Raw genomic sequence first — 23853 nt, 5'->3', positions numbered from 1 at the left:
TTGTATCTCTGCGAGCAGCGCTGCTCTGGTATGCTCCTTTGCCTGTCCGAGAACGGTCGTCTTCGGCCCCCCCACGGTGGCAGGACGATGAAGGCCCGCCAGCAGGAGAAGGTTGGCGCGTCACCCCAGGATGGGATACCTCTACCTTGCTGTTATTGTACCAGATTGCGGCCCGACCTTCCCAGACTATTGCTGTTACCACCGGGCGGGCAGCCCCTGATGGCGTTCCTTCGCCCTTTGAGCCTGCTCTTGTCTCTTCTCCCCAGCCGAGAACGGCGGCGGCGACAAGGGCCTGGCCCCCGGCGGGCCTTCCTCTGCCTCGCCTGCGAGAGCGCACACGGAGCCTCTCTGACCCTACACGCTCGTCACTTTTGTGGTGGCAAGACAAGGTGCATCAAAAACTCCTTGTTGCCTTCTCTGCCAGCAATAGGCGACTCGATCACGCCGCGGGGCAGCAGCGGGGTATGCTCCGGAATCCAGGCGTCCAGGTCGCGCAAGACACGCTCATGGACGCGCGGATCGCGGATAATGCCTTCGCCACGATCGGCCTCCTGCTTGCCGGCCTCAAACTGCGGTTTGACCAGGGCCACGACCCAGGCCCCCGAAGTCAACAAGCGCGCTACCGAGGGGAGAACCAGGCGCAGCGAGATAAAGGAGACATCGATGGTTGCGCACTGCGGCCGCTCTGGCAGGGCCTCCAGGTAGCGGATGTTGACCCCCTCCATGACGACAACGCGCGCATCGCTGCGCAGCTTCCAGGCAAGCTGTCCATGCCCGACATCGAGGGCGTAGACACGGGCCGCCCCCCGCTGCAACAGACAATCGGTAAAGCCGCCGGTCGAAGCGCCAACGTCGAGGGCGATCAGGCCGCGCGGGTCGAGTCCGAAGACATCGAGGGCCTTTTCGAGCTTCAGCCCACCGCGGCTAACGTAGCGCAGCTCGGGTGCGGCCAGATCAAGTCTGATCTGGGCGTCGTCGGGCACCTGGACGCCAGGCTTCTCCAGGCGCCGCTCCCCTACATAGACGCGCCCAGCCATTATCAGGGCCTGCGCCCGCTCACGGCTGGGCACCAGGCCGCGACGCACCATTGCCACGTCGAGACGTTCCTTCTTCTTTGTCGCCATGTCGAGTCTGACTGTCTTCCCCTTGTGTCTGGTCCCTTCCGCCGCTGGCCGCGATCAGCCCAGCGGTGGAATCAGGCATGATAATAGATCAGTGTCCCAGCCCCGATCAGTCCGACGTTGGGGCCAAGCTGGGCCAGCTCGATGCTGACGATGGAGCGCGGAGCCTTCATAGCGCGCTGCTCGACCACATCAAGGGCCGGCCCAAGAATCAGGTCGCCGAGCTGCATGACGCCGCCCCCCAGAATAATTTTACGCGGATTGAAGACATGGATCACGTTCACGAGGCCAACGCCCAGGCCACGAGCCGCCTCGCCGATGATCTGCCGCGCCAGAGCGATGCCAGCGCGCGCCGCTTCGCCGACGGTGCGAGCATTGACACGCTCGAGGCTCTCCTTCTCCGTGCCAGCCGGCAGGTGTAGCTGACGGGCCGTCTGCTCATCGAGCGAGCGCGCAAAGGCCAGCAGCTCATCCCCCTGGCCGGCAGCGATGGCCTCGTTGGCGCGCCGCGCAATGGCGGTTCCCGAGGCAATGGCCTCCAGGCAGCCAATATTGCCACAGTTGCAGCGGGGACCATGCAGGTCGATGGTCATATGCCCCAGCTCGCCGGCGGTCCCCCCGGCCCCTTCCAACAGACGGCCTTTGCAGATAATCCCGCCGCCGATTCCCGTGCTGACGGTCATATAGACCATGTCCTCGCTGCCGCGCCCCGCTCCAAACATGTACTCGCCCAGGGCCGCGCAATGGGCATCGTTCTCAATCAGGATCGGCACGGGGAATTCTCTCTGCAGAATCTCACGGATGGGCACGTTCTCCCACCCCGGCAAGTTGGGCGGCGAGTAGATGACACCAGTCTTGCTGTTGAGCGGGCCTGGCGCTCCTAAACCTATACCGGCCACTTGCTCTAGCTCAACCCGCGCTTCGGCCAGCGCCTGACGAATGGCGTCGCAGATGCGCGGAATCAGGCGCTCAGGCGTGGCATCTTCGCCGGTCAGCAGGCCCACGCGCGAAAGCAGGCTGGCCCCGCGCAGCACCGCCACCCGAAGCTGCGTTCCTCCCAGATCAACGCCGACGGCCAGGGGAAGATGCGCAGTCTCTGTTGTCGCTGCTGTCGTCGTAGCTGTGATCACTTGGTCTTCTGGCATAAGTCTCGGCTTCCTCGCAGATGGTCTTTTACTTGTCGGTTGTTGCTCTGTCCCTTCGCCCGGGACGCCAGGAACAGGAAGAGGGGCGACTGACAACCGTGTGTGCTCCCGCCTCTCCAAGCAGCCAGCGAGCGGAACGCACGCTACACCTCGGGTGCGGCTTGGGCAGACAGGGGGAGCGCTATTCGGCATAGATGATACTCCATTTGCAGGCAAGCAACAAGTGACCCTTCTCCTGAGCTTGCTTTCCCTCTCTGCCCGATTACTTGAGGCTTCTACCTTTTCTACAGTCCATGCCTGCTATGAGACTGTCAATGGCGCTTCCCTTAAACGTGTAGCATCGATGACGGGGCCCGCCTTACAATCAATAAGGCGGGGCCAGGAAAGCGACCCGCAAAGGGAAGACCTGCCAGCGCTGAGGGGCTTCCCTGGATGAAAAGCTCTCCCTTCCACGCTCGCGCTAGAAAGGGCTGTTTCATTTGACGATGGCTATGCCCAATCCCTCTTCTTCTCCCAGCAGAGCTTCGGCTCGGGAGACCTTCGCCGCCGGCTCCGGCGCCGCTTTGCTGGCCGGGCTTGCCGCCTCGGGCTGTATGCTCTTGCTGAGCGCTTTCGCCCACGGCGTTTCTCTGCCGGAGCAGGTAGGGGCAACCATTACAGCGCTGATGCCGCTGTCTCTTTTCCAGTTTCTGCAGCAACTGATTGGAGACGAGGCGAAGCGTTACTTGCTGGTTTGCGTGCTCCTTGGCCAGTGCCTGGTTCTGGCGGCCAGCGGTGGCCTCTATATGCTGGTTCGTCGTCGCTGGCCGCTCACCTCGGATCAGGCGCCGCGGCTCGTCGACGGTCTGGTTCTGGCGGCCTTGCTCTGGCTAGTGGCCGGTCTGGTGGTGCTGCCGCTGACCGGCTCCGGCCTCTTTGGAGCCTCCCTGAGCATTGGCTGGTTCAACAGCATGGGGAGCCTGGCCGTGAGTGGCCTGGTCTTTGCCCTGCTTTTCTCCCCGGCCTATCGCTGGCTCACGGCCAGCGGCGAGCGCCAGGAAGAGCGCCGGGCCGCGCTACGCGAGCGGCGCCAGATGCTGTTGCGCCGCGGCCTGATTGTCAGTGGCCTGGGCCTGCTGGCGGCCTTTGTCTTTCGCTTTATTACCCAGGGTGCCCATGCTCCCGCCGTCAGCGTGCGCGGCTTCAGAAGCCGCATTGTGCCTCCTCCCCAGCCTAACTATGGTTCTATCGTACCCGTCCCTCATCTTTCATCGGAAATTACACCCAACGACCAATACTATGTGGTCTCCAAGAACCTGCTGGCCGATCCGGTAGTCGACGGCGAGAGCTGGCGCCTCACGATCGGTGGTAAGGTCGAGCGGCCCTACACCCTGACTTATGCCGAGCTGCTGAGGCTGCCCATGCGTCGCCAGTATGAGTCGATGATGTGCATCAGCAATGAGGTTGGGGGACCCTACATGAGCAACGCCCTCTGGGAGGGGGTAGCGCTGGCAGACCTTCTGGGGCGCGCGCGCCCTCTGCCAGGGGCGACGAAGGTGGTCTTCTTTTGCGCCGATGACTACAGCGACAGCCTCCATCTCGTTAAGGCCCTGGAGCCGACGACCTTGCTGGCCGTGCGCATGAACGGCGAGATTCTGCCGACGCGCCACGGCTACCCGGCCCGTCTGCTTGTTCCAGGCATCTACGGCATGAAGCACGCCAAGTGGATCACGCGCATCGAGGTTGTGGACTACGATTATCAGGGCTATTGGCAGCAGCGTGGCTGGAGCGACGAGGCCCAGATCCGTATGACGAGCCGCATCGATACCCCCCTCGACGGCAGCCGCCTTCAGGCCGGCAGCCTGACCTATATTGCCGGCGTGGCCTTTTCGGGAGAGCGCGGCATCAGCGAGGTTGACGTGAGCTTCGACCTTGGGCAGAGCTGGCAGCGCGCCACGCTCAAGCGTCCCTTATCGGCGCTCACCTGGGTACTATGGGAACTGCCCTGGCGCGTGCCAGCTCAGGCCGGCAGCTATAGCATCACGGCGCGCGCCATCGATCTCCAGGGCAACGTCCAGGACCCGCGGCCGGCTCCGCCCCTGCCCGATGGCGCCTCCGGCTACCATACGATTACCGTCATCGTCTCCTGATCTCAGGCGCCGGCCTTGTGGGTCTCTTCGCTCGACAGAAAGTCGAGCAGCAGGCGATTGACCTGCTCGGGTTGCTCCTGCTGAACCCAGTGTCCACTTTCGGGAAGATAGCAGACACGCAACTGCGCGACGTACGGCTCCAGACCGTGGGTCAGCTCGACACTGAGAGCAATATCCTGCAGGCCCCAGATCAGCAGTGTCGGGGCCTGAATGCGGGGCAAGGCCCTTAACTGACGACGCCAGAGCGCGCGTGGCAGATCGCGCACGAACTGGCGATAGTAGGCGAGAGCCGCCGAGATAGCTCCGGGCTTACTCATGGCCGCCTGGTAGTGGGCCGTGACGGCACGCGGGAAAGCCTCCTTCTGGACGGCGCTCCCACGCAGCATTCTGCCGATCTCGTTGGCCCCATTGCGCTTGAGCACGTACTCCGGCAGCCAGGGAAGCTGGAAGGCGAAAATGTACCAGCTCATGCGCAGCTGCTTCAGGGAACGCAGCTCACGCAGCATGGCCGCAGGATGAGGAGCATTCATGATCACCAGGCGCTCGACCAGCTCGGGATAGCGCATCGCCACCTGCCAGGCGATGACTCCGCCCCAGTCGTGGCCTACCACAATGGCCCGGTCGTAGCCCAGGGCGACAATCAGGGCCGCCACATCGCGCGCCAGCGTACGCAGATCGTAACCCCACCGCGGCTTCTCGCTCTCATTGTAGCCGCGCAGATCGGGAGCCACAACGCAGTAGCCAGCCTCAGCCAGCACGGGAATCTGAAAGCGCCAGGAGTACCAGAACTCCGGAAAGCCATGCAGCAAGAGCACCAGCGGCCCCTGCCCCTGAGTGACATAGTGGAAGCGAATACCGTTGGCCGTGATGAAACGATGCTCCCAGGAAGCTCGTTCCTCTTCGGTCGTCACAGGAGGCATAGCATCAATACTCCTCGCCAGCCTGCAGCCGGCAGTCATCCAGGCAGGCAGGAAGACAGACAGGCAAACAGGCCAGAAGCAACGGGCGCGTGGCCGCGCCCTCTTCACCGTCAGAGAAAGCGGCCCAGCTCGCGGGTCCCGAGAGCGGCAGACCCTCGGTACCCGTTGGGCTGGGCGCTGATCATTGATCGCCGCCCATCCGTTTTCAGAAGTGAGCGGGCGACGGAGCTATCTCCACCGCTGGCCGAGCGGCACTAGTCAATATTGCGATCACCGTAGATGATCGCGCGCTTGACCTGCTCAATCAGATCGGTTACAGGGATGCCACGTGGGCAGGCATCAGAGCAGTTGAAGATCGTTCGGCAGCGCCAGACGCCGTTGCGCTGGCCAAGGATCGCCAGGCGCTCAGCCGTGCCCTGATCGCGGCTATCGAAGATAAAGCGGTGAGCGTTAACAATGGCTGCCGGCCCGACCCAGTCGGGATTGCCCCAAATCGAAGGGCACGAGCCAGTGCAGGCCCCACAGAGAATACACTTGGTCCCCTCGTCGTAGCGCGCGCGTTCCTCGGGACTCTGCAGGCGCTCGGTTCCCGGCTCGTTGTCGTAGGTGATCAGATAGGGCTTGATCGACTCATACTTGTGGAAGAAGGGGTCCATATCGACCACCAGATCTTTGATGACCGGGAAGCCGAGCATCGGCTCAACCGTTACCTTCTCGCCCACATCGCGGATCAGGACCTTGCAGGCCAGACGGTTGCGCCCATTGATGCGCATGGCATCGGAGCCGCAGACGCCATGGGCACAAGAACGGCGAAAGGTCAACGTGCCGTCGATCGTCCATTTGATCGTGTTGAGCGCGTCCAGCAGGCGGTCGACGGGGCTGGCTTCCACCGTATACTCGGCCCAGTAGGGCTTCGCATCCTTATCGGGATCGAAGCGCTTAATGCGCAGGGTAACTTTCATAGCACCTCACCTGTCATAGAGCGAGCGTCTCCCTGGAGCTGGGACGCGCCTAGTATTTGCGTTCCTTGGGCTTAAAGACCGGGTCATCGATCAGGATGACATCCTTGTAGTCGAGACGAGCGTTGCAGGCTCCGTCGCCCCTATAGATCAGGGTATGCTTGAGCCAGTTGACGTCGTCGCGCTCGGGATAGTCGAGGCGATAATGGGCGCCGCGGCTCTCCTTGCGGGCAAGGGCACCGTGGACCGTCGCCGCCGCACACTCCAGCAGGAAGCCCAGCTCGATGGCTTCGACCAGCTCAGTATTGAATGTTTTGCCCTTATCCTGAAGCTGGATCTTCTTGTAATCTTCTTGCAGGCCAGCGAGGGTCTCCATAGCATGCTGCAGGCCCTTCTCCTGGCGCTCGACAAAGACATTCTCCAGCATCTCGCCCTGCAGCTCATTGCGGATGCGGGCCGCGGACTCGCCTCCCTTCGAGGTTAGCAGATGATCGACCATCTCGCGCGCGAAGTCCTCGTGCTGCGGTGGCAGGGGGACATGATCGTTCTCGGCGATGAACCTGGCCATGTGTTTGCCGGCGCGGCGCCCAAAGACGATCAGGTCGACCAGCGAATTTGTCCCCAGGCGATTGGCGCCGTGGACGGAGACGCAGGCCACCTCGCCGGCGGCGTAGAAGCCCGGCAGCGGCGTCCACCTGGAATCGACCACCACGCGCCCGTCGTTATCGGTTGGGATACCGCCCATGGCATAGTGAGCGGTCGGCTGAATAGGCACTGGCTCGCGAATCGGCTCCACGCCGAGGTAGTTGCGGGCAAACTCCGTAATATCGGGCAGCTTCTCCGTAATTACCTTCTCGCCCAGGTGGCGCAGATCGAGATAGACATAATCCTCGCCATTGACGCCACGCCCCTCTTTGATCTCCTTGATGATGCAGCGAGAGACAATATCGCGCGGCGCCAGGTCCTTGAGCGTGGGCATGTAGCGCTCCATGAAGTACTCGCCCTTGCCGTTGAGCAGGCGCGCCCCCTCGCCGCGGGCGCCCTCGCTCAGGAGCACCCCCACCTTATAGAGGCCCGTGGGGTGGAACTGATACATCTCCATATCTTCCAGGGGGATGCCGCGGCGATAAGCGATGGCCATTCCATCGCCCATACAGGCAAAAGCGTTACTGGTCACCCGCCAGGCACGGCCATAGCCGCCGGTGGCAAAGAGGACCGCTTTAGCATGGAAGGTATGGATCTCGCCCGTACGGATCTCCAGAGCCACCACTCCGCAGGCGCGGCCCTCGTTGATCAGCAGATCAAGGGCCAGAAACTCATTGAAGAAGCGCACCTGGTTCTTGATGGCGTTCTGGTACATGGTCTGAAGCAGCATATGCCCCGTGCGATCGGCGGCATAACAGGAGCGGCGCACCGGTGCCTCGCCGTAGTTGCGCGTATGGCCGCCAAAGCGGCGCTGATCGATGCGCCCGTCCGGCGTGCGGTTAAAGGGGAGGCCCCGATGCTCCAGCTCATAGATAGCATCGATCGCGTCGCGGGCCAGGATCTCCGCCGCCGGCTGGTCGACCAGATAGTCGCCGCCCTTGATGGTATCGAACATATGCCACTTCCAGTGGTCTTCCTCAAGGTTGCCCAGCGCTGCCGCGACCCCTCCCTGGGCTGCGCCCGTATGCGAGCGTGTGGGATAGACCTTCGAGAGGACGGCCACGCTGGCGTTGGGAAGCTGCATCGCTGCCATCAGCCCGGCGCCGCCAGCGCCGACGATCACCACGTCAAATTTCTGGTACATAGCTATTCCCCTCTTCTCTAGTGGGTCACGCAGGAAGCACCCTGCAGTCCACCGGGCACAGGCTGGAAGGTCACGATCGTAATGGTTCCGAGCAGGAAGAAGGCCAGCGTCGCCAGGCCCACCAGCGAGAGCAGGAACAGACGCCAGCCACGACTACGTACATAGTCATCGATCACAACACGCAGGCCGTTCATGCCGTGCAAGAGCGCCAGTGTCAGCAGCAGCCAGTCGTAGAGCCGCCAAAAAGGATTTTGATAGCGATGGGCCACAAACTGATAGCTGGTGCAGGCAACATCGGTTGTGACATGCATGAGGATCAGATGGATGATCGCCAGGAAAATAAGAGCGACCCCGGAGACCCGGAAGAAGTACCAGGAAAAGGTCTCAAAGCCACCGCCTGGGGGACGCGAGCCATAGCCACTGGAAACACGTAACATAGCTGCAGCACTCCTCTTCACGAGAGCAAGATCATCGTCGTCGTCAGAGCAGGTCGGCTGGTCAGCAGGTCAGGCCCTCGCTGCTCTCCCCACGCCTCTCTCTTCCGCCTCGCCCCGTCGGCCACCATTCCAGCGCGAGTCTCTCCGCGCAGTCTCGAGAGCCGGTGCCAACCGTTTTGCCTGCACCCAATCATCGCCGCGCTCAGCAGGAAGTTTCTCGGGGAGCCGAAACTGCTTTGCGCAGGGTTTGCCCGTCTCCCTCGCCCTGGCAAGCCTGCCCGCTGGCGCCAGAGCAGGCTGTCCGGCTCTGACCCGGAAGACTCAGCAGCGCCAGCGGCCCATTCTTACATCGGCGGTGCCACGGCAGAGGCCCCCGGCTGGAAGATAGGCGCTACCACAAAGTAGGCCATCGGCAGGAAACAGACAATAGTCAGGATCATCACGACCGCGAACATGACCCCTTGATAGCGCGCCCCTCGCGGCCAGAAATCGATTAAAATAATGCGCACCCCATTGAAGGCGTGGTAAAGGACGGAGGCGATTAGCCCGAGCGAGATGACGCGCACAATGCCGGTGCTAAAGAGGGCAATCCCTTCGTTGTAGACATCCGGGCCAAAGGAGAGCAACCCTATATCGACGATGTGCACAAGCAGGAAGAGAAGAACCGCCAGTCCTGTCACGCGATGCAGCAGCCAGGACCACATTCCAGATTGTCCTTTATACATGCCGCTCCTCGATTCTCAGGCGGAAGGCGGGGGGAGAAAGCGCTGCACGGAAAGACTGAGGAACGTTGAAGCTGCTGGAGCTGAGGGCAGAACCACCCTTCCCCTACTTCTGACTCACCCGCACGCACCGCCGGCCACGCGCAGCTCCGCGCTCCGTCATCCCCAGGCCTTGGGATGTCTCACAACCTTGCTTGCACTTGCTTGCTGATCTCGTCCTTGTATTTCAGAAGGCTGGCTCTTCAGGACAACCTCTTCGACCGCAGTCGCCCACCGCTCCCGCCTATGGTATGGTCGTAATCTTGTGATATCGCTTGCTTGACTGTGTTGATAACGCTGAACGAGACGAGTCGCTCAGCGGCCAGTCAGACAGCCAGGGCGTCTCGTCTGGCTGATCGGCCTGCCTGTCCGCCTGTCAATGGCTCCCCGGTCTGCCCGGAGAGAGGGCACGGGAGGGACCGGTCGCGCATCCCTGGCGCTCAGGTGGGTTAGCAAGCTGAAAAAGGTCGCCAGACCGGCTTCTCTCGCCGGGTTTGACCTGGCCTGGCTGGTCTGCCCACCTCTCCCACGGCGCGCTTTCCATCGCGCTGCAGTGCTCCCCGCGGCGCCCCACGCTGGGTGCGCCAACGCTCCTGTTGCATTGCCTATTATACTGCAGTTGCCATCGTCGCGCAAACCTGGCGCTCCTCCGCTTCCCTCGCTCGCCCTCTCGCTCGCTCGCCAGTACGGACTCCCCCCTCCCTTTCTTTCATCTCTACTGTAACCCGCCGACGTAATAGGTAGGTAGCTATCTGAGATCCGCCGTAACTGACTAACGTAGCTGTCTGGACCTCGGCCTGTGCGCAGGCAGGGCGAGGAGGGCCAATGTGAATACTGCACGCCAGAGCAAACAGGAGCGAAATCTTGCTATAGGACAGGATGCCGTGGATGTGCAAGCATTTCAGCGCTTCTATGAGGATAATCTGCATCTCGTCTATCGCTATGTCTATAGCAAAGTGGGCAATCGTGAAGAGGCCGAGGACCTGACTTCGCAGATCTTCATGAAGGCCGTGCGCCTGCTGAGCAGCGAGCGCAGCGCCAGCGCTGGTAGCTGGCAGCGCTGGCTCTTCCAGGTTGCCAGGACAACCCTGGCCGACTACTGGCGCAGCCATTATCGTTTCCCTCTCGATTCTCTTGAGGAGCTGCTCGACGCCGGCTGGCAGGGACCAATTGAGGAGATCTCTCTCGCCTGTCCCGACGAGCGAGCAGTCGAGCGCGTCCAGCGTATCCTGCAGGCCCTTCCCGCTCATTACCGCGAGGTCTTGATCTGCCGCTTTCTTTTAAACCTTTCCATTAAGGAGACAGCCCTTCGCCTGGGGCTGAGCGAGGCCAACGTGAAGGTGCTTCAGTTCCGGGCGCTCAAGCGCGCCGCAGAATTAGAGAGCGTTGTGACCGGCTGACGCACATGGAGGCATTCGGTGAAGGTGACGAACCGGAAGGGAGGCGAGGTTTATGCCTGAGGGAGACCAGGAACGTTTTGAGGATTATCTGGAGCTAGAGCGCTATCTGGCGGCGTTGCAGGAGGACCGCAGGCCGCCGCTATCCGCGGAGCTGACGCCAGCTCAGGCCCGCCTCTATCGCCTGGCAGCGCTCTTGCGCGCCGCGGCTCCCGGCGCCGCTGACCCTCGTCCGGAGTTTGTCAGTGAGCTGCGCGCTCGGCTGGAGCGGGAGCTGACCGCCCAGGCGGCAGGTGAGAGTGAGCCAGAGCAAAAGCAGACCTATGAGTCGGCTGTGACTCCAACCTCCTCTGAGGAACCGGCGAGCGGGCCAGTCGCTCCTTCTTCGGCATCGCCATCGCTCTCCGCCGAGCGGAACACACGGGTCTCGCGCCGTCGCCTCTTGACCGGCGGCGCGGTAGCAGCCGCCTCGCTGGTAGCTGGTGCCGGACTTGACCGCGCCCTGCAACAGGCCAAGGGCGGCTCTTCAGGTGCCGCCAGCCAGGCCACACCACCTGTCGGCAGTACGGGAACGGGCGCCCCTCCTACTTACAGGCCCCCCGCCTATCCCTCGCTGATCGGGGCCGACGTTCCCTCCCGCTGGCACTTTGTGACCGAGGTCTCGGCCCTCGGTCAGCGTCCGGTCCGTTTTGTGACCGAGACGATCGCTGGCTATGTCATCCGCCGGGAGCGGGGCAGCAGTGACTCCGGCGAGGGCTATGGATCGCGCTCGTGGGCCCCCACTCCGGACGGGACCACGAGCGGCGAGGAGGAGATTGTGGCTTTCTCGGCAGCCTGTACCCATATGGGGTGCCTGGTCGAGTGGCAGGAGAGCGATGGCAAGTTCCATTGCCCCTGCCACGGGGGAGTCTTCACGGCCAGCGGCCAGGCCGACCCTTCCGCCGGTCGCCTGCGCTACCTGGCCCCTCTGCCCCGGCTTGACATCCGCATCGAGGATGGTAAGATCTATGTGAGGATTCCGGCCAGCGGCACTCCTTCCTGAAGGTCTGGTATGAGACGCAACCTCCTTGTTATTCTGCTCGGTCTGCTCTTCCTGGCCCTGCTGACCTGGCTGGGGGGCCTGGTAGCCAACATCACTCCAACTTCGTCGGAGCCAGGAGCACAGCAGGCCCGCGCCGGTCCCTACGAGGTGACCCTGCAGCTAAGCCCTAACCCACCCCTCAGCTCTCAGCCATCAACCATCGTTCTGCGCATCGTCGAGACCGCTAACGGCTCGCTCGTCAACGATGCGCGCGTTCAGATCGAGGGCACAATGCCGGAGATGAATATGGGACTGCCCACCGTCTCCGCCCGCCCGGGCAACGACGGCCTCTATCGCGCGCGCTTGCAGTTCGTCATGGGCGGCCTCTGGCAGCTGCGGGTGCTTATCCAGCGCTCCACCTCCCCCAACGTCATCGCCCTCTTCCAGCTTACCGCCCGCTGAGGGACCACGCTCGTCTTCCCGATTCACCTGTCAGCTCTTCCTGCCTTCCCTCCCTCCTTCCTACCTCCTTGCTCCTGGGACCATCACAGCGTAGAATAGGGAGGCATCTCTGCGATGCTTCTCTCTATCACCCGAAAACTTCTCGCGATCTACTCCCTATATAAGGCCATTCTGCAACGGAGAGGCTTCTATGTCTATTCTCAAGAGAAGATGCTGCTTCTCTATCTTCGCGATTCTTTTGCCCCTGCTCTTGCTCGTGGCCTGCAACGGTGGACAGGGAGAGCCATCGGCGCAAACTACCGCCACCGCCACCGCCACCGGCGCCAGTGCTCAGCGCCTGCTCCAGCAGAGCGAGCAGCAACTGACGGCAGCTCAGACCCTGCACACCCTCGTGACCATCGCCATCGACGGCGAAACGTATCAGGGGACATTGACCAGCGAAATCTGGAAAGCCAGCGCGGGCCGGAGCCGCAGCCAGATCTTGCGTTCGACGCTGAGCGACTTCCCTGCAGGGGAGCTAACGGTCTGCGACGGCCAGCGGCTCTGGATTTATCATCCCACCCGGCATATCGTCTATAGCGGGAGCCTGAGCGGCCAGGGCGGCTCAGCGATCTTCGGCAGCAGCTCTAACCCGGTCAACCAGTTGACACTGAACCTGATCGATCCTGTCTTCAGGCAGAGCCGGGCCACGCTGGCCTCGCAGGAGGCGACCGTCGCCGGCCACACAGCCATCGTCATCCATGTCACCTCCCAGCAAGTGGCCAATGCAGGCCCTGATTATAGCGGCGATGTCTACCTGGACCGCCGCAGCGATCTTCCTCTCAAGCTGGTGCTCAACCTGCAAGGCTTCGCCCAGGTGACGCTGCAGCTATCCACCCTGGAGCTAAACCGTCCTCTGAGCGACAGTCTTTTTCGCTTTACTCCGCCCGCCGATGTCCAGGTCGTTCCTCTGCTCCAGGCCAGCGCCACGCCAACGAGCGGAACTCTGACCCTTGGCCAGGCGGAGCAGCTCGCCGGCTACCACCTGCTGAGTCTCCCGTCCTCGCAGAGCGCCTACCAGCTTGAGGGAGTTGACGTCCTTACGAGCACCAGTGGACAGGTCTTTGTGCTCCACTATCTGAAGGGCGACCAGAGTTTTTCCATCCTTGAAGGCCAGGCTCTGGCCAACGAGCCGCTGCCCAGCGGCATAAGGCTCACGCTGCGTGGCACCACTGCCACCTACTCAACCGATAGCGATAATCCCACCCTGGCCTGGAAAGAGCAGGGTCTGGGTATCCGCATCAGCGGTGACCTCGATGAGCAAGAGGCCATCGCCATCGCCAATCTGCTCAGCTAAACCAGCCAGAGAGCCAGGCAGGCTCGGGGAACGAGACCTTCCCCCAGCTCAGGCCCGGCTCTTGACAGCGACGAGCAGGTCGCGCTTTTTGATGACGCGATCCACCGTGTGCCCAAATTGCGTATACGGTGGATCGTTGCGCGTCTGCAGACCACTGTAGCGCTCAACGAGCGCGCACATCTCCTCGCGGGGAAGACGTGTGGCGTTCCAGGCCAGGGCGATCGCACCTCCGGGTAGGAGAAGCTCGACCCAGGCCGGCAAGGCCCGTCCCAGCAGCTCGCCGATTTCCCCTATATGTTGAATACCATAGGGCAGGTCGCCCACAATGGCATGCACGCGGGGTCCGCCCGGAATCTCGCGCAAGTGAAGTGGGGCCTCACAGCTGTCGCCATGCACCAGCACCACCAGGCGAGCTTCGCCCCGCTTGCCCTCTGGTCTGACCTCGAACTGGTAGCGCTTGCCGCTGCGGCGACGCTCGCAGATCTCTCTGAAGGTGATCCCTTCGCCGCTGAGATACTGCCGCAGGAAGACCGCCGTCGTCTCGACATCCTGGCGCTTCTGCTCGATGCCGAAAGCATCGTAGCCGGCGGCCAGGGCCACAAAGAGGGTCGTGCCACCGCCCGCCAGGGGATCAAGGATCCGCAGACGCTCGCGACTGCCGGCATAGGCCCCCGCGAAGAGAGCGACGTTCAAGAGGACGCGCGTGAAGATCTCGTTGGTCTTGCCTTTGTAGCGGCGCACCTCGGCAACCTCCGGCGAGATGAAGGGCTGCCAGGGTAGAGCCAGCGGGCGCAGAAAGGGGCCTTCGACGCCAGCGACCTCGGCAAAGTACTCGTAGACTTCGCTAATGGTGCCCAGGTGGGCCAGAAGACGTAGACACGTCTCGCGCTCAACCTTGTCCTCTTCTATGGTTGCCAGCAGATAGCTCTGCCCACCCAGGGCGCGGCGCTCTAGCTCAGCGATGGCCGGACCGAGGGGACTGGCACGCAGCTCCGGCTCGGCCAGGGTCTCGACCATGTTGCTGTACTGATTGCTTCGTTGCGGCCTGATCTTGAGTGCCAGTTTCATACGGTGGAGTATAGCAGGTTGAGAGGTCTTTGTCGCGCTCCTTTGAGAGGGAGCCAGCGCGTGACAGGGCCGGCAGCGCCATGTAGAATAAAGAACAGAAAGCAGGGAGAGGAGAACCATGCATATCGTTGACGTTGCCCGCATGCGCGAGCTGGAGACGCGGGCAGACCAGGAATATGGGCTGAACACCAGCATTCTCATGGAGAACGCCGGTCGCAGCGCAGCCGAGCTGCTGGCCCGCTATATTCGTGAGCGTCAGCAGCGTTCGCTGAACGAATGCGAGATGCTCTTTCTGATTGGTCCTGGCAATAACGGCGGCGATGGCCAGGTCATGGCCCGCTACCTGGCCGCGGAAGGGGTCCGCATCAACCTCTACCGCTGGAAGGAGCGTCAGCTAACGCGCGAGGGACGAGAGGTACCAGCAGAGCAGGTTGCCGAGGAACTGAACGCCGTCCTGGAGCGCGCTGGCTACGTCATCGATGCCCTGTTGGGCACCGGGCGCTCGCGTCCCCTGCCAGAGGATATGCGCGCCCTGCTGGCGCGGGTTGAGCAGGAGCGGGTCCGCCGTCCAGGCAAGCTGCTCGTAGTGGCGATCGATCTGCCGACCGGCGTCAACGCCGACACCGGTGAAGTCGATCCTGGCAGCATTCGAGCCGACCTCACGATTACCCTGGCCTGTCCCAAGCAGGGCTTCTTTTTCTTTCCCGCCCGCGCCTACCTTGGCGAGCTGCTGGTCGGCAGCATTGGCCTACCGGAGGCTCTGGAGCGCGACCTCAGCGATGAGATGCTAGACGAGACGCTGGCTCGGCAGCTCCTGCCGCCGCGTCCCCTGGAAAGCAACAAAGGAACCTTTGGGCGTGTTATGCTCTTCTGCGGCTCGCCACCCTATCCCGGTTCGGCCTATCTGGCCGGCGGCGCCGCGCTGCGCGTCGGGGCCGGTTTAGTAACGCTGGCCACCACGCCGGACCTGCTGCCCATCTACGCCTCCTCGCTCCACGAGGCCACCTACGTCCTCCTGCCCAGCGGCCAGCCGGAGGAGAGCCTGGGCCAGGAACAGGCCCGCGTCCTTTTAGAGCACCTGAGCGGCTACCGGGCCCTGCTGATCGGCCCCGGCCTCGGTCGAACACCGGCCATACGGGCTGCCATTCTGGCCCTCTTCGACGGCCTGCGCGCTCTGCCCGACAAGCAGCGTCCCGCCCTGGTTCTGGATGCCGACGGTCTCAACAACCTGGCCGACGTCGAGAGCTGGTGGCAGCAGTTGCCGTCGGAGACCGTGATCACGCCCCACCCGGGCGAGATGACCCGCCTGTTGGGAGGCACCAGGGTCACGGGCGGCGGCATCGATCGCCTGCAGGTAGCGCGGAACTGCGCCCGTAGCTGGAACGTCACGCTTGTCCTCAAAGGGGCCTGCACGCTGATCAGTGAGCCAGCGGGGCGACTGCGTATCAACTGGGAAGGCAATCCGGCACTGGCGAGCGCCGGCACCGGCGACGTCCTGGCCGGCATGATTGCCGGCTACCTGGCTCAGGGCCTCACTCCCTTTGACGCGGCCAGCCTGGCCGTTTACCTCCACGTGGCGGCCTCGAAACTGGTCAGCCAGCGCTGCGGCGACGCCGGCCTGCTGGCCTCAGACCTTCTGCCGCAGATCCCCGCCGCCCGCCTTCGATTGCTCCAGCCCACCTGAACAAGGGCTTAGCCAGCGGGCAGAGCGAGCAAGCAAGAGAGACAGAGGGCTGGCTCCCAACGCCATCAGCTCACCACCATTCCCCCTCGGCCTCGCCTATGGCTCGCTCTCGCCCCGCTGCGCTGCCTCGTAGGCTTCCTTGAGCAGGGGCACCGTCTCGTAACGCTCCAGCTCCTCCGGAGGAATCCAGCGCATGGTCAGCGCCTCCCAATCGGTCCGAATGGCCTCGGGGGTCAGGACCTCGAAGAGGAAGGGATGAATGATCCAGTGACGGCCCAACTCCTGGTCGCGGTGCTCAACTACCGCTCCACGCTTGAGCAGACGCACCTGCTGCGACCCCAGTCCAGTCTCTTCGCGGATCTCCGTGTAGGCTTGCTCCTCGGGGCTGACTCCCGGCTCGATAAAGCCACTGATGCCTGCCCAGCGTCCCTGATAGCTGCCAACCCGCTGGCTGCGCTGGACGATCAGGAGCTGAGGCCCGCCAGGGCGGTCGAAACGCAGAAGGAAACTGGTGACGACCGGCGTGGGGCGCAGGGGAGCAGTGGACTCCGCTGGTTGCTGTGTCATGAGGCGACTCCCGTAGAGATTGATTGCAGGAAACTAGAAAAGGCTGCGAACCTGCTAGAGAAACAATCGATCTTCTCAATTGAGCGTTCTTGACAGCCCCTCAACGCTCTTATATAGTATGCTTGGCGTACTATACGCCTTCTATATAGTATACTTAGCATATACCGTCTCTCGATACGATGGAACACAGCACTCGGTCACCACAAGCCCGGCAGGCGGGCCTGTTTGCCCTTTACTACTCTGGAGGTAGGCTAACGTGACGCCGACCATTATCGCCATCCTCGCAGCGGGCATTATCCTGGCGGCGCTCCTTGGAGCCGGGATCGCACTCGTCATCGGATACCGTCTCGGGGAGGCACGAAATAAAAGCAAGTTCGAGGAGCGCCTCCGGCTCGAAAAAGAGGCCAGTGAGCGCCTCCTCCTCGAGATGCAGCAGCAGCAGCGTGAGGCTCTACGAGAGGCGCGTGAAGAGACGGCGCGTTTCCGGGCCACGATCGAGAGAGAAAACGCCGAGCGGCGAGCCGAGCTTCAGCGTCAGGAGCGGCGACTGCAGCAGAAAGAAGAGAGCCTTGAACGGAAGATCGAGGCTCTGGAGCAGCGTGAGCGGCGGCTGCAGGCGCGTGAGCGGGCGGTCGAGGAGGAGCATCAGGAGGTTGAGGCGCTCAAAAGAGAGCAGCAAGCCGAACTGGAGCGCATCTCTCGACTGAGCGAAGAGGAGGCGCGCGAGCTTCTCTTAAGCCGCATGGAGGCCCTGGTCCGGGCCGAGGCTTCGCGGCGAGCGCGTATTATCGAAGAGGAGGCCCGCGAGCAAGCCGAGGCGCGGGCCCGCGAAATCATCACTCTGGCCATTCAGCGCTGCGCCTCCGATCAGGTCTCTGAGGCAGTTGTCTCGGTCGTCCCTCTGCCCAACGAGGAGATGAAAGGGCGCATCATTGGGCGGGAGGGCCGCAATATCCGCGCCTTGGAGGCCGCGACCGGCGTCGATCTGATCATCGACGACACACCGGAAGCGGTCATTCTTTCGGGCTTCGACCCCGTGCGGCGTGAGGTGGCCCGTCTGGCCCTCAACCGTCTGATTCTCGACGGGCGTATTCATCCCACACGCATCGAAGACGTTGTGGCCAAGGCTCAGCAGGAGGTCGACAATATCATTCGCGAAGCCGGCGAGCGGGCCGCTATGGAGGCCAACGTTCACGGTCTGCAGCCCGAGCTACTCAAGATCCTGGGTCGTCTCCACTTCCGCACCAGCTACGGTCAGAACGTCCTGGCCCACTCGGTCGAGGTAGCTATTCTGGCGGGAACCATCGCCCACGAGCTGGGGGCCGACGTCAACGTCTGCAAGACTGCTGCCCTGCTGCATGACATCGGCAAGGCCATCGACCAGGAGGTTGAGGGGCCGCACGCCGTCGTCGGCGGTGAGATCGCTCGCCGCTTTGGTAAGTCGCCTAAGATTATCCATGCAATGGTCGCCCATCACGCCAGCGAGATGGAGCCACAGAGCCTGGAGGCAGCCATCGTCCAGGCCGCCGATGCCATCTCCGCGGCTCGGCCTGGGGCGCGGCGTGAGACCATCGATCTCTATCTCAAGCGCCTTGAAGCCCTGGAGAGTATTGCCAACTCCTTCCCGGGCGTCGAGAAATCCTTTGCCATTCAGGCTGGGCGCGAGGTGCGTATCATCGTTAAGCCCGACGAGATCGACGAGTACGGTGCCAACCGCCTGGCAAGCGAAATCGCCCATAAGATTGAGGAGAGCCTTGACTATCCCGGCCAGATCAAAGTCTGCGTGGTGCGCGAGACGCGGGCCGTCGACTACGCCAGATAGGCCATCGCAAATGGGGAAGAGCAGGACGGCGCCAGCGGCCGCTCGCTCTGCCAGCCAGATACAGATGAGCACGCAGCAGCAGCAACAGATAGCTCGACCGCCGCTGCCTTTGAAAAGGAACCTGGACGGGCCAGTCAGGCTGGAGGAACTATGACCGATTATGCGATCGATCTGCACACGCACTCAACCGCTTCGGACGGCCTCTATGCGCCACGGGTCCTGCTCCAGCAGGCTCATGAGGCGGGGGTGCGTGTGCTAGCCCTCACCGATCATGATAGCACCGAAGGTCTGGAGGAGGCCGCCACGGCGGCCTCTCAGTTAGGAATCGACTTTATCCCGGGCATCGAGATCAATACCGAGATCCCGGCCGGCGAGGTGCACATGCTGGGCTATTTCCTGCACTATCAGCAGGAAGCGTTCCAGCAGGCCTTGCGCACGCTGCGCGATGCTCGCCAGCGTCGCGGCCAGCGCATCGTTGAGCTGCTCAACGAGCAGGGCATCGCCATCACCTGGGAGCGAGTACGCGAGCTGGCTCAGGGATCGGTTGGGCGTCCTCACGTGGCCCAGGCCCTGGTTGAGGCCGGTTACGCCCAGAGCATCGAGGAAGCCTTCGCACGCTACATTGGCCAGGGTTGCCCGGCCTATGTCCCACGCTATAAGCTGTCGCCCCAGGATGCGGTACGCCTCATTGTGAGCGCCAGAGGACTGCCGGTGATTGCTCATCCGCTGGAGCTACCAGGTCCAGAGATCCTGCGGCAGTGGCTGCCGGAGCTATGCGCACTGGGACTGGTGGGCCTCGAGGTCTACTATGGTCCCTATACCCCCGAAGAGGAGGCACAGCTGCTCTCTCTGGCGCGCGAGTTCGACCTTATTCCCACAGGCGGCAGCGACTATCATGGTCCTGGCATTCATCCGACTCCTCTCGGAGGCCACCCTGTCCCTGCTGAAAGTGTGGCCCGCCTGAAAGAAGCTGCCGCAGCCCGCAGCCGCCAAACGCCACCGCCCTTCACACTGCCAGAACCGACTGCCAGCTAGCTAGCTCAGCAAGCACCTCCCAGCCCAGCGCGCAGACTGGGGCAGCCCACGTCAATCAGTTGATCGCTGAGGATGAAGGGGGCCCCTGGCAGGACACCGACCTTGAGATAGAACAGGAGGCAAGGCAAGGGTTTTGAGCGCGAAACCAGAGAAAGAGGAGAGGGGCCGTCGGCTCTTGCGCGACATCTTGGAGACGGTAGCCTTGACGCTGCTGTTGCTCCTGGTAGTGCGCCTGACGGTCCAACATTACTATATCGATGGTCCAAGCATGGAGCCGACGCTGCACAATCAGGAATACATCCTTGTCGATCGGCTGGCTTACCTTTTTCATCCGCCTCAGCGCGGTGATGTCATTGTCTTCCACTATCCACGCGATCCGAGTATAGACTATGTGAAGCGAATTATTGCCATCCCCGGGGATACCATCACGGTCATCGGCCAGACTGTGATTGTCGATGGGGTCACGCTCCACGAGCCATACGTCAATCCTAATGATCCGGCCAGTCTGGCCGTCTATCCGCCGATCCGCAACCTGGTCGTCGGCCCCGACCAGTACTTTGTAATGGGCGATAATCGCGGCGATAGCTCTGACTCACGTCAATGGGGCACCGTACCCAGACAAGATATTGTCGGCAAAGCCGCCCTGGTCTACTGGCCCCTGGGAGCCAATAACTTTGGCCTGCTGCCCGACGTGAGTAGCGTCTTTGCCGCCATCAAATAGGCCAGCTAAACAGGCCAGCGGAGCGGGAGAGCGCAGCCATCCTCAGCGAGCGGGCTCTCTCCTGTTCCGCTGGCCGGCGGAGGATCGGCAGGCCCTGTTCACCAGGGCGACAAGCGAGGAAGGACCTGCCGATCTTCTGTCTCACCTCACCTCTTTGTCTCGTCCCTCCCCTCCCTTCCCACCCAACAGCTCCTCTCTCTTCCTCCAGAGTCCGGCATATCCCCAGGCTCGCTCCTGTTAGATAGGGCAGCCCTCACGTCAGCAAGTCGGCCAGGGAGATAGCCTGGCAAAGAGGCTGAAGCCGGGCAAGTCCATCCACCCCATTATTAGTGAGGCAGATGGAGAGAAGGACAGGCCGCGGAAGCACCCTATGAGGTGAGATTGCTTGCTGGAAAGAGCCTTTTCCGCTATCGTTAAATAACGTGTAGTGCAGGCAGCGGTAGTTGTTGTTCAGCTACCGCTGCCGTTCCACTGGCTGCAAGCGAGCAAGCAAGCGGAGCCTTATGCCTGTCTCCCATCCTGTTGGTCGGCGCCACACATCTAGGAAAAAGAGGGGAATCTCTCACAAGAGAGTTTCAAAATCGTCCAGGGTGGAGTACACTACCTTGGGAGTCTTTTGTCAGGTTGTTCCAGGTCTCATTGACGTTTGCCCATACATCAACAACAGGCTGGCAACGGCAAGGCCCATTCCCTTAAGCAATAGAGATCATTGCGTACCTTCTTAGAGGGGGCGAGAGCTGTCATGAGAGCAATTACGCGAATGCCTATTTTCCTCCGGCTCTTCCTGGCCTTCGCGCTGGCTGCGATCATTCCCGCCATCGTGATTATAGTGCTGGGAAGCTTCTTTTTGAATACCCTGACCGTCCACGGCCAGGCCATGCAGGTGGCCAACCAGGCAACGACGATCTCGATGCAGGCCATGTCGGACCTGGAGCGCATGAACGCGCTGCTGGGTGAGTACCACTCGACGCTCTACGCGAACGAGGGTCCCTACGGCCTCAATAACAGCGCCATGGCGCGCATGGCCACCTCCGCCGAGACGGAGATTCTTGACCTGGAGCATAGCTTCGGCAATGAGCTGAGCACTTACCAACAGAATTTCCTGCTGGGTTCGTCCCCGAATATGGACAGCGTGCGCCGAAGCCTTCCCGGCGATATCAATGCTCAGGCCAGCAACCAGGCTCAGATCTTCCGCACGGCTAGCCAGCAGTGGTCGGATTATAAGCAGGCCCAGGATGCCGAGCTGACAGCGCTGAAGGCCAATCTTCCGCACAGCCAGACCCACAGCCTCCTCGAACAGGCCAACGCCAGGTACGCCTCGCTCCTCAAAAGCTGGCAGCAGCTCGTGACCGTGACCCAGACCATCAGCAACGAGGTGACGACCATCGGCTCCAACCAGATCGGAATGATCACGCTCGGCACGGTCATCGCTATTCTGGCGACGGCAATGGTGGTCATCACCATCGGCTATATCATTAACCTGACCATCACCCGCCCCCTGCGCCAGCTTGCCAACCTGACCAAGCGCATCAGCAAGGGCGACACCACGGCCCGCGTTAAGATCAACAGCCGCGATGAGATCTACATCGTGGCGAATTCGATGAACAACATGCTCGACAACATCGTGCGCCTGATCCAGGAAACCCAGGCCCAGCGCGATAATCTGCAGGCCCAGGTGGAGAAGCTGGTGAGCGAGGTCAGCGGCGTCGGCGAGGGTGACCTGCGCGTGCAGGCAGAGGTGACGGCTGATGCCCTCGGCGTGCTCGCGGACTCCTTTAACTACATGGTCGAGGAACTGGGGAATCTGGTGATCCGCGTTAAGACGGTGGCCCGCGAGGTGGAGCAGACAACGAGCCAGTTGATCGATGGGATGACTCAACTGGTGGAAGAGGATGATATGCAGCTTCGCCAGATCAGCGAGGCCGCGGTCGAGGTCGAGCAGATGGCGGAGGCCAGCCGCCGTGTGGCCGAGCGCGCCCAGTTGCTTCACAACGTGGCCGTCGAGGCCCGCAAAGACGCCCAGGGAGGCCGCGAGGCCGTGGAGATGGCCATCGCCGGTATGGGCCGCATTCACGAGAACGTGCAGGCGACCGCTAAGAAGGTCCAGGTGCTCGGCGACCGCTCGCGCGAGATCAATAATATCGTCGAGGCTATTTCCAGCATCGCCCATCAGACCAATCGCCTGGCTCTTGACGCCGCTATTCAGGCCGCGATGGCCGGCGAGCACGGCAAGGGCTTCGGCGCCGTGGCCGCCGATATCCGCCGCCTGGCCGAGCGCGCTAAGGAGCAGGCCAGCAACGTGACGCGCATCGTCCGCAGTGTCCGCGAGGACATCGGCGCCGTGGCTGTAGCTATGCAGGATACAGAGCGAGAGACCGAGGCCGGGGCTCGCCTGACTCAGGAGGCCGGTGGCGCCCTGGAGACGGTCTTTACGGTGATCGAGCAGCAGGCCCGCGAGATTGAGACGATTAACCAGATGGCCAATCAGCAGCTGGAGTCGTCCAGCTCCGTGGTGCAGATCATGCACAGCGTCTCGGAGGCCACGCAGCGCAGTAGCACGACGACGCGCGAGGCCGCTCAGGCTATGGGCCGCCTGGCTCGCCTGGTGGAGCGCTTGCGCGCTTCGGTGGAGGCCTTCAAGCTGAATGAGGATCAGAGCTACCTGTCAACGACGGGCTTCACCGACGCTCTGACGGCCCAGGACAGCGGGGAGAGCCAGTCTCTGAGTGGCGCTTTCCGAACGGTTACAGCGACCGCTCAGGCTCAGCCTACGCCGACACATGCCGGTCTGTATAATGCCCTCCCCCCAGCTCGTCAGCCGAGCGCTGGACCTACCCCTGGCTCCGAGGGTTTCTCCTCCTTCCAGCCGCTCTCGCCCTCCCCCTCCCCCATGGGAAACAACGAGTGGAGCCAGTCGCTACCCTCGATGCCTGCCAGCGGCAGCCCGCAGCCAGGTTGGCCCTTCTCGCCGCCGCCTAGCGGCTTCCCCTCTGCGCCAGCCAGGGCTGTTCCATTCGAACAGTCTCCCTACGATCCCTGGAACTCTGGAATGCCTGGCAATGGCAGCGGTCGCCCATAAGTAAGCCTCAGCCTCACGGTCTCGTCCAGCCATACCGCTAAGGATCTGAGGTCGCTGGCCAGATCGATAGCGAGAGCGGGGATTAGCCCAAGCTTGCATGGAGTGGCTTGGGCTAATCCCCGCTCCATCTCTCCTCTGCCACCACCTCCCCCAGCCGGGCACGGAGGCGGTCAGCAGGATCGAGCAGGCCGGGTTGATCTCTCGTCGCTCAGTCCCTCTTCCTCTCTTCCCATAAGCTTTCCGTTATAGATAGTATCTGCAACCTCTATCTTGTTTCATAGACAAGCGTTTAATTCCTCTGTTAGACTGATGGTGTAGGTTATAGTTAGCGAGAGCCGGCAGACTGCCGACCACCTCTTGCAGACTACTTCTTCTCTGGCTAACGACACTGCCCCCTCTT

Annotated in this window: 19 protein-coding genes; 10 read left to right on the top strand and 9 right to left on the bottom strand. The window is 62.3% G+C overall.

Features of this window, described 5'->3' with window-relative positions:
* Nucleotides 1-365: 365 nt before the first annotated feature.
* Both ACFMO7_RS10035 and ACFMO7_RS10030 read right to left on the bottom strand, forming a co-directional pair.
* Nucleotides 366-1124 (bottom strand): TlyA family RNA methyltransferase, encoded by a 759-nt coding sequence (locus tag ACFMO7_RS10035; protein ID WP_376795349.1) that lies wholly within the window; start codon nucleotides 1122-1124, stop codon nucleotides 366-368.
* Nucleotides 1125-1195: 71 nt separating this feature from the next.
* Nucleotides 1196-2266 (bottom strand): ROK family protein, encoded by a 1071-nt coding sequence (locus tag ACFMO7_RS10030; protein WP_376795348.1) that lies wholly within the window; start codon nucleotides 2264-2266, stop codon nucleotides 1196-1198.
* A gap of 485 nt (nucleotides 2267-2751) precedes the next feature.
* Here ACFMO7_RS10030 and ACFMO7_RS10025 point away from each other — a divergent pair, with 485 nt between their 5' ends.
* Complete coding sequence (locus ACFMO7_RS10025; RefSeq protein ID WP_376795366.1) at nucleotides 2752-4395, top strand: molybdopterin-dependent oxidoreductase; 1644 nt, start codon at nucleotides 2752-2754, stop codon at nucleotides 4393-4395.
* Between the two features lie 2 nt (nucleotides 4396-4397).
* Here ACFMO7_RS10025 and ACFMO7_RS10020 read toward each other — a convergent pair whose 3' ends face one another.
* The 5 genes from ACFMO7_RS10020 to sdhC all read right to left on the bottom strand — a co-directional run bounded on the left by ACFMO7_RS10020 (nucleotide 4398) and on the right by sdhC (nucleotide 9225).
* Complete coding sequence (locus ACFMO7_RS10020) at nucleotides 4398-5315, bottom strand: alpha/beta fold hydrolase (RefSeq protein ID WP_376795347.1); 918 nt, start codon at nucleotides 5313-5315, stop codon at nucleotides 4398-4400.
* Nucleotides 5316-5569: 254 nt separating this feature from the next.
* Nucleotides 5570-6277: a succinate dehydrogenase iron-sulfur subunit gene (locus ACFMO7_RS10015; RefSeq protein ID WP_069803256.1), complete on the bottom strand. Its 708-nt coding sequence runs from the start codon at nucleotides 6275-6277 to the stop codon at nucleotides 5570-5572.
* Nucleotides 6278-6326: 49 nt separating this feature from the next.
* On the bottom strand, nucleotides 6327-8063 hold the full coding sequence (gene sdhA / locus ACFMO7_RS10010) for a succinate dehydrogenase flavoprotein subunit (RefSeq protein WP_376795346.1): 1737 nt from the start codon (nucleotides 8061-8063) through the stop codon (nucleotides 6327-6329).
* Between the two features lie 17 nt (nucleotides 8064-8080).
* On the bottom strand, nucleotides 8081-8500 hold the full coding sequence (sdhD, locus tag ACFMO7_RS10005) for a succinate dehydrogenase, hydrophobic membrane anchor protein (protein ID WP_376795345.1): 420 nt from the start codon (nucleotides 8498-8500) through the stop codon (nucleotides 8081-8083).
* A 344-nt stretch (nucleotides 8501-8844) separates the two neighbouring features.
* Nucleotides 8845-9225: a succinate dehydrogenase, cytochrome b556 subunit gene (sdhC, locus tag ACFMO7_RS10000; protein ID WP_376795344.1), complete on the bottom strand. Its 381-nt coding sequence runs from the start codon at nucleotides 9223-9225 to the stop codon at nucleotides 8845-8847.
* A 926-nt stretch (nucleotides 9226-10151) separates the two neighbouring features.
* Between sdhC and ACFMO7_RS09995 the strand changes: the two genes are divergently transcribed.
* The 4 genes from ACFMO7_RS09995 (at nucleotide 10152) to ACFMO7_RS09980 (ending at nucleotide 13477) form a co-directional block, all read left to right on the top strand.
* The gene (locus ACFMO7_RS09995) at nucleotides 10152-10661 is read left to right on the top strand and encodes a sigma-70 family RNA polymerase sigma factor (protein ID WP_376795343.1); all 510 of its coding nucleotides are present in this window, start codon (nucleotides 10152-10154) and stop codon (nucleotides 10659-10661) included.
* Nucleotides 10662-10713: 52 nt separating this feature from the next.
* Nucleotides 10714-11700: a ubiquinol-cytochrome c reductase iron-sulfur subunit gene (locus ACFMO7_RS09990; RefSeq protein WP_376795342.1), complete on the top strand. Its 987-nt coding sequence runs from the start codon at nucleotides 10714-10716 to the stop codon at nucleotides 11698-11700.
* A 9-nt stretch (nucleotides 11701-11709) separates the two neighbouring features.
* Entirely contained in the window at nucleotides 11710-12141 is a 432-nt protein-coding gene (locus tag ACFMO7_RS09985) for a FixH family protein (protein WP_376795341.1), read from the top strand.
* 190 nt (nucleotides 12142-12331) lie between these two features.
* A complete protein-coding gene (locus ACFMO7_RS09980; protein WP_376795340.1) occupies nucleotides 12332-13477 on the top strand; it encodes an outer membrane lipoprotein carrier protein LolA in 1146 nt (381 codons plus the stop codon).
* Between the two features lie 48 nt (nucleotides 13478-13525).
* On the opposite strand, the gene ACFMO7_RS09975 is transcribed toward ACFMO7_RS09980, so the two are convergent.
* Nucleotides 13526-14494 carry a hypothetical protein gene (locus tag ACFMO7_RS09975; protein WP_376795339.1) on the bottom strand — a complete coding sequence of 323 codons (969 nt, stop codon included), beginning with the start codon at nucleotides 14492-14494 and terminating at the stop codon, nucleotides 13526-13528.
* Between the two features lie 169 nt (nucleotides 14495-14663).
* Between ACFMO7_RS09975 and ACFMO7_RS09970 the strand changes: the two genes are divergently transcribed.
* Entirely contained in the window at nucleotides 14664-16229 is a 1566-nt protein-coding gene (locus ACFMO7_RS09970) for an NAD(P)H-hydrate dehydratase (protein WP_376795338.1), read from the top strand.
* Between the two features lie 96 nt (nucleotides 16230-16325).
* Here the strand turns inward: ACFMO7_RS09970 and ACFMO7_RS09965 are convergent, their stop codons facing one another.
* Complete coding sequence (locus ACFMO7_RS09965; RefSeq protein WP_376795337.1) at nucleotides 16326-16796, bottom strand: NUDIX domain-containing protein; 471 nt, start codon at nucleotides 16794-16796, stop codon at nucleotides 16326-16328.
* A gap of 256 nt (nucleotides 16797-17052) precedes the next feature.
* Here ACFMO7_RS09965 and rny point away from each other — a divergent pair, with 256 nt between their 5' ends.
* The 4 genes from rny (at nucleotide 17053) to ACFMO7_RS09945 (ending at nucleotide 23453) form a co-directional block, all read left to right on the top strand.
* Nucleotides 17053-18618, top strand: a complete 1566-nt coding sequence (rny, locus tag ACFMO7_RS09960; RefSeq protein WP_376795336.1) for a ribonuclease Y — start codon at nucleotides 17053-17055, stop codon at nucleotides 18616-18618.
* Between the two features lie 150 nt (nucleotides 18619-18768).
* Nucleotides 18769-19653, top strand: a complete 885-nt coding sequence (locus ACFMO7_RS09955) for a PHP domain-containing protein (protein ID WP_376795335.1) — start codon at nucleotides 18769-18771, stop codon at nucleotides 19651-19653.
* Nucleotides 19654-19786: 133 nt separating this feature from the next.
* Complete coding sequence (lepB, locus tag ACFMO7_RS09950) at nucleotides 19787-20374, top strand: signal peptidase I (protein ID WP_376795334.1); 588 nt, start codon at nucleotides 19787-19789, stop codon at nucleotides 20372-20374.
* A gap of 760 nt (nucleotides 20375-21134) precedes the next feature.
* Entirely contained in the window at nucleotides 21135-23453 is a 2319-nt protein-coding gene (locus ACFMO7_RS09945) for a methyl-accepting chemotaxis protein (protein WP_376795333.1), read from the top strand.
* The last annotated feature ends 400 nt before the right edge of the window (nucleotides 23454-23853 follow it).

It is taken from the genome of Thermogemmatispora sp., from assembly GCF_042408735.1.
Lineage (GTDB): Bacteria > Chloroflexota > Ktedonobacteria > Ktedonobacterales > Ktedonobacteraceae > Thermogemmatispora.
Note: the sequence above shows the minus strand (reverse complement) of the source record. Positions and strands in the feature narration are given on the sequence as shown.